Origin of the sequence: Cupriavidus sp. WGlv3 (assembly GCF_023952475.1) — a bacterium.
In the GTDB taxonomy this organism is placed as follows: Bacteria; Pseudomonadota; Gammaproteobacteria; order Burkholderiales; family Burkholderiaceae; genus Cupriavidus; species Cupriavidus phytorum.
The window spans coordinates 1-5,857 of the sequence record NZ_JALHRX010000058.1; the positions used below are offsets into that span (position 1 = coordinate 1).

The 5,857-nt window shown below is 62.4% G+C and carries 5 protein-coding genes; 4 read left to right on the plus strand and 1 reads right to left on the minus strand.

Annotated elements, in window-relative coordinates; genetic code table 11:
• Window positions 1–209 precede the first annotated feature (209 nt).
• The 3 genes from MKD38_RS30125 (at window position 210) to MKD38_RS30135 (ending at window position 3,306) form a co-directional block, all read left to right on the plus strand.
• Complete coding sequence (locus MKD38_RS30125; protein ID WP_252682402.1) at window positions 210–1,970, plus strand: galactose oxidase early set domain-containing protein; 1,761 nt, start codon at window positions 210–212, stop codon at window positions 1,968–1,970.
• Between the two features lie 72 nt (window positions 1,971–2,042).
• The gene (locus tag MKD38_RS30130; protein WP_252682404.1) at window positions 2,043–2,582 is read left to right on the plus strand and encodes a DUF4142 domain-containing protein; all 540 of its coding nucleotides are present in this window, start codon (window positions 2,043–2,045) and stop codon (window positions 2,580–2,582) included.
• Between the two features lie 46 nt (window positions 2,583–2,628).
• Window positions 2,629–3,306 (plus strand): SOS response-associated peptidase family protein, encoded by a 678-nt coding sequence (locus MKD38_RS30135; RefSeq protein WP_252682405.1) that lies wholly within the window; start codon window positions 2,629–2,631, stop codon window positions 3,304–3,306.
• A gap of 5 nt (window positions 3,307–3,311) precedes the next feature.
• Here MKD38_RS30135 and MKD38_RS30140 read toward each other — a convergent pair whose 3' ends face one another.
• Window positions 3,312–3,566 carry an RNA-binding protein gene (locus MKD38_RS30140; RefSeq protein WP_115684063.1) on the minus strand — a complete coding sequence of 85 codons (255 nt, stop codon included), beginning with the start codon at window positions 3,564–3,566 and terminating at the stop codon, window positions 3,312–3,314.
• A 606-nt stretch (window positions 3,567–4,172) separates the two neighbouring features.
• Here MKD38_RS30140 and MKD38_RS30145 point away from each other — a divergent pair.
• A complete protein-coding gene (locus MKD38_RS30145; RefSeq protein WP_252682407.1) occupies window positions 4,173–5,654 on the plus strand; it encodes a SulP family inorganic anion transporter in 1,482 nt (493 codons plus the stop codon).
• Window positions 5,655–5,857: the final 203 nt, after the last annotated feature.

Below are 5,857 nucleotides of genomic sequence, written 5' to 3' on the forward strand. Positions count from 1 at the left end.
GTATCTTATGTTAAATACGATATAGCCAGCACCTCCCGTTTCGTCCCGGAGCCCCGCACGCTGCTTGAGCAAAACGCAAGCCCCCAATCGCATTCCTTCCGTGCGCCAGCCCACATTGGCTCTCTGCCTGCCCCCCTAAGCTAGAAAAGTCCGGTGGGATGTCCTTCGGCATTCCACCGTGAGCTTCCAGCGCGGAACTCCCGCATTCCATGGCAACGCTGTCACTGCAGGAGGTGATGCAAATGCGTCAACGCATGATTTTCCGGAAAACCGTGTGGGCGTCAGTGGTTGGCTTCCTGCTGCTGGCACCCTCGATTTACGCAGCTCCGCCCGTCAGCTTCGACAATGACGCCTGCAACAACCCTTCCGCGGAAGCCCGACTGCGGCAGCGAGAAACTGCCGTGCTCGGTCCGGCCCATGCCGATTCGCATGCCAGGGGACGTGCCAAGCAGTGTCGCGTGGCAGCCGGGCTGGACCGGGTGGCTACGCCGGATGATCAGGTGCTGGCAGCGGCCAGGGCCCAAGCCACCAATACGGCCGGCCAATGGAGCGCGCCATTCGTCATCCCCGTAGTCGGCATCACTGCGGTATTGCTGCACACAGGCAAGGTGCTGTTCTGGTCGTACGAGCCGACGCAATACCATAACCCGGCCGCCTCGAACACCGGTGTCGCCTATGTCTGGGATCCCGTGACGCGCACGGGACATTCCATTACGCCTCCTGAGAACATCTGGTGTGCCGGCCAGACGATATTGAGCGACGGCAGGGTTTTCATTGCGGGTGGCAATCTGCGCTACCCAGATCCGAATGCGCCTGAAGGCCAGCAGAACTTCCAGGGCGCGCTGAGCAGCTATACGTTCAATCCGCTCAGCGAGAGCTGGACCACCCAGCCAAATATGTCGGTCGGCCGCTGGTATCCGACGGTGACCAAGCTGGCAGACAACCGGGTAGTCATCACCAGTGGCCTCGACGAAACAGGATCCGGAAATACCACGTCGGTGGTTGAGCTGTTCACCCCGGCCGCGGGCATGGACAGCGTTGGCACCATGAGCACGGTTGCGTTCCACCACCCGTCCGGCATGTACCCTTTCCAATACCTGCTGGGTTCGGGCCAGATGATGCAGGCGGGGCCGGCCTTCTTCAATACGGTGCTGCTGGCGCCCGGCACCTGGTCATGGAGCAGCATTCCGAACATGCTGAGCTCGCACTATGAGTACGCCAACGGCGTTATCTATACCGATGCCTCGGTCACGCCCGTCAAGCAGGCCGTGATGATCGCGGGCGGTGCCGAAGGCGACAGCGCCTTCCGCAACAACGAGTGGTTCGATGTCGGCAACCCCAACGCCGGGTGGCGACAATTTCCGCAATGGCTGCAGCCTCGCCATAACGCCAATACCGTGATCCTGCCGGATGGCACGCTGTTTACGGTGGGCGGCAATGCGGCCAGCAACGGTTATGACAACCCGCATTTTGACAGCGAGCTTTACAACAAGCCGGCCGGCGATCCGACCGGGACCTGGATTCCGATGAGCCCGAACACTATACAGGCGGGCTACCACTCCAGTGCCATTCTGTTGCCTGACGCCACCGTCTTGCTGTCCCAGGACGACATGAATCCCCTGGCCGCCAGTACGCACCAGGCACAGGTGTATTCGCCACCGTACCTGTTCAAGGGTGCTCGCCCCAATATCACCAGCGCTCCGGGTACATTGAGCTTGGGACAAACCTTTACCGTTGGCTCCAGCACTCCCAATGTTTCCAGCGTTGCGCTGGTGGCGCCGGGGGCTGTGACGCACGGCAACGACATGCACCAGCGCTATATCAAATTGCGCCATACCAAGCAGGGCGCGAAGAACCTGCGCGTCACCCTGCCCGCCTCCAGTTCGCTGGTGCCGCCTGGCTACTACATGCTGTTTATCCTCGACTCGCAGGGAGTGCCTTCGGTCGCCAAATTTGTCCGGGTTTCCTGAGGTCGGAGATTGCACGATATGGCGGCATGATTGTTGCAAGACCGGGTATGGTTGCCCGTTCAGGAGACAGTCATGCCATTCGATCCACGCCAGCCCGGCCGCCCCTGGCTCCATGCAAAATCCGCGCTTGCGGCGATATTGCTTTGCCTGACAACCGGCCTGTACGCCGCGCCGCCCGCCGGCGACGTGGATTTCATGAACAAGGCCGCACAGGCCGGCCAGATGGAGATCGATGCCAGCAAGCTGGCCGAGACCAAGGCCACCAGCGCCACGGTCAAGCGTTTTGCCGGGCAGATGCTGCAGGACCACCGCGCCGCGGCGGAAGATCTCAAGCGGCTGGCCAACGCCAAGGGCGTGCAATTGCCGACGACCCCGAGTCCCGCTGACCAGAAGAAGCTGGAAGCCATGGGCGCACTGCAAGGCGCCAGCTTCGACAAGCAATATGCCGACGAAGTCGGCGTCAAGGCGCACAACGAGGCGGTGGCGCTGTTCCGCAAGGCCGCAAGCGACGCGCGCGACAGCGATGTACGGGATTTTGCAAAGAAGACCTTGACGACGCTCGAGCACCATCTGGAATCGGCCAGGAACATGGCGTCGGAGGTATCGCGATAGCTGACCGTGCCTGCAGCAAGCATCTGACGTCAGGGGAGGCAATATCGTGTGTACCAATTTCACCGCAGTAACCAGCCCGGTGCTGAGAGATGTGTTCGGGGTCGAGCCACCGCCAGGAACATGGAAGGCGGAAATATGGCCCGGCGATGCTGCGCCGATCGTCCGTGCGGATGCCCGTGGCCGCCGCGAATGTTTGCTGGCCACTTTTGGCCTCGTGCCGCGCTCGCGCCATGTCCATGGCGCCCGGGATTTTGAAACCATGAATGTCCGCGCCGAGAGCGTCGGCGATCGCCGCGGTTCGTGCAGCGCGTGGCACCGCACCCAGTTATGCCTGGTGCCTGCGACGGCCATTTATGAACCGTGCTACGTCGCCGGCCAGGGCTGGATCCGCTACCGGATCTGGCTACCGGACGAGCCGGCGCTCAGCATTGCGGGGCTGTGGAAGCAATGGCCCGACGGAAGCTATTCTTTCGCCATGTTCACGGTAAGCGCGCCGGGCCACGCGGTGATGAAGCTGATGCACGCCCCCGGCAAGGAAAAACGTGCGGTGGTGATGATTCCGTACCTGCAATGGCAAGCGTGGCTCGCGTGCCGGGATCCAGAGCTGGCGCGAAGCTTCATGGCGCTCTACCCGGCGGAGAAGATGATGGCTGTCCCTGCCCCGCTTGCACCGCAGCCTGCCGAGGAAGCCGGCGCGGCAGGCCCGGGCGCGCCATCGCGATAGGCCGCTCAGGCAAAACGGTCATGCAGGATGGAAGCGCTCAGCTGGCGCTTCTTCCAGTACATATGATCGATGCGCTGCTGCAGCTTGCCGAGCACCGCGGGGTCCAGTGTTTCATAAGTCAGCAGCACGGCCGGGTGCGAGCCGTCGCCGTCCTCATGCTCCAGGCTGTCGAATGGCGGGAATCCGTATTTTTCCAGGAACGTCCGGATCTCCTCGTCCGAGGTGTCGGGGTCGATATTGGTGAGCAGCAGACGGCTCATTTTCTCTCCCAGTGGCAAGGGTGACGGCGGGCGGTGCTTTTTTTGAGGTTAGCACCTCGGCACCCTCCCTGCAGGAACCCATTCATGCCCTCCCCGCCGGCCTCGCATATTTGCACCGGCCCTGACTTGCACGAATTCCTGTACCGGCACCGGCAGAGCTTGCAAATAATCCATGCCAGGACCGATGTCACCACCGTCGAAGCCGGCCACGAATTTAGCCAGACGAGGACTTCCAGCGGCAAAAGCGGCGTTTGAGGAAACGACAAGCAGCGCGTGTGTCGTTCTCCCGTCGCTGGACGATGCCGCCAGCATCCTCTAGAATCCGGCGCTGCATCCCGGCATCGAACCGCCGTCGCGGGTGCTTCCTCTACCAGCCCCGATTCGTCCAATGTAACGTCCCACCGAACCCTTCCAGTCCCAGACGACCGAACTGGAGGTTCGTGGTGCACGCCGCGCTTCGTTCCTGCGCCCGCCTTGCATAGGCGGCAACGTTTTGCCCCCTTTTTCGCTTTCCCGGAAAGCGACGTTGCGTGGCATTGCCGCCTTGGCAGTCCTCCGGTCGGCCGACCCATTGTCTTATTCACCGTTACCAACGGCCCTACCCACATGTATACGAACACCATCCGCGAGGAGTGGTTCTCCAACGTCCGCGCCGATATCCTTGCCGGCATCGTCGTCGCCCTCGCGCTTATCCCCGAGGCGCTTGCCTTCTCCATCATCGCCGGCGTCGATCCCAAGGTCGGCCTTTATGCGGCCTTCAGCATCGCAGTGGTCAGCGCCATCGCGGGCGGACGCCCTGGCATGATTTCGGCCGCCACCGGTGCGGTAGCGCTGCTGATCGGCTCGCTGGTCAAGGCACACGGCGTGGAATACGTGCTTGCCGCAGGCATCCTGGCAGGCGTGCTGCAGATCGGCGCAGGTTATCTGCGGCTTGGCGCATTGATGCGATTCGTGTCCCGCTCGGTCATTACTGGCTTCGTGAATGCGCTGGCGATCCTGATCTTCCTGGCCCAGCTGCCGCAATTGCAGTCGGTTCCGTGGTACGTCTACGCGATGGTCGGCGCCGGCCTGGCCATCATTTACCTGCTGCCTCGCGTCACCACGGCCGTCCCCTCGCCCCTGGTGTGCATCATCGTGCTGACCGGGCTGTCCATGGCGTTGCACCTGGATCTGCGCACCGTCGGGGACATGGGTGCGTTCCCTGAGGAATTGCCGGCCCTGGCGTTGCCACACGTGCCGCTGTCGCTGGAAACGCTACGAATCATCTTTCCGTATTCGGTCAGCATCGCAGTGGTCGGCCTGCTTGAATCCCTGATGACGGCAAGCATCGTCGATGACTTCACCGACACCCCAAGCGACAAGAACCGCGAATGCCGCGGCCAGGGCTGCGCCAATATCGTCGCCGGCTTTCTCGGTGGCATGCCGGGCTGCGCCATGATCGGGCAGACCGTCATCAATCTCAAGTCGGGTGGCCGTAGTCGCCTGTCGACCTTCGTCGCGGGCGCGCTGCTGCTGATTCTCGTGGTGTTCCTGGGCCCGTGGGTGCAAAGGATTCCCATGGCCGCTCTGGTCGCGGTGATGATCATGGTATCGATCAGCACCTTCGACTGGGGCTCGGTGCTCAAGCTGCGGACCAATCCGAAGAGCTCTTCCGTGGTGATGGTGGCCACCGTCTTCGCAGTGGTCGCGACCGACAACCTGGCACTTGGCGTTGGCCTCGGGGTGCTGCTAAGCGCCGTCTTCTTCACCGAAAAGGCGCGCCGCCTTCTCGCGGTCGAATCCGTGCTGGACCCCGCGCGCAGCGAACGGCGCTATACGGTGCGCGGACAGGTGTTGTTCGCTTCCTCCGAGGCGCTGGTATCGGAATTCGACTTCACCGAGCCGGTCCGCTCGGTCCGCCTCGACTTGTCACAAGCGCATTTCTGGGACCTCACGGCAATCGATGCGCTTGACCGTATCGTCCATAAATTCCGTCGCCATGGCATTGCCGTCGATGTCGCTGGACTGAATCGCGCCAGTGCCACCCTGATCGAGAAATACGCGACGCACGACAAGGCCGACACGGTGTTGTCCAGCCGGTCGCACTAAGACATCGAAGGCTCACGGGCTGGCGTCACAATGCATTGTCGATAGACATGCCCGCTGTCGGTAGTTCCCGTCGCGGGCATGGCTCGGTGGTCGCACTCTGGTTGGCGCGCCATGGGCGAAGCCGAAGGACGCAGCTTGCGCTCAGCGGTGCGGGCGCCCGCCGCGTTTTCTCCGCGCCAAAGACAAAACCCCTCGCAGCACAC

Bases quoted from the DNA above. Each gene is read 5' to 3' on its own strand.
- MKD38_RS30125 (WP_252682402.1), top strand. From the start codon at position 210: ATGGCAACGCTGTCACTGCAGGAGGTGATGCAAATGCGTCAACGCATG.
- MKD38_RS30140 (WP_115684063.1), bottom strand. From the start codon at position 3,566: ATGAGCCGTCTGCTGCTCACCAATATCGACCCCGACACCTCGGACGAG.
- MKD38_RS30145 (WP_252682407.1), top strand. From the start codon at position 4,173: ATGTATACGAACACCATCCGCGAGGAGTGGTTCTCCAACGTCCGCGCC.
- MKD38_RS30130 (WP_252682404.1), top strand. From the start codon at position 2,043: ATGCCATTCGATCCACGCCAGCCCGGCCGCCCCTGGCTCCATGCAAAA.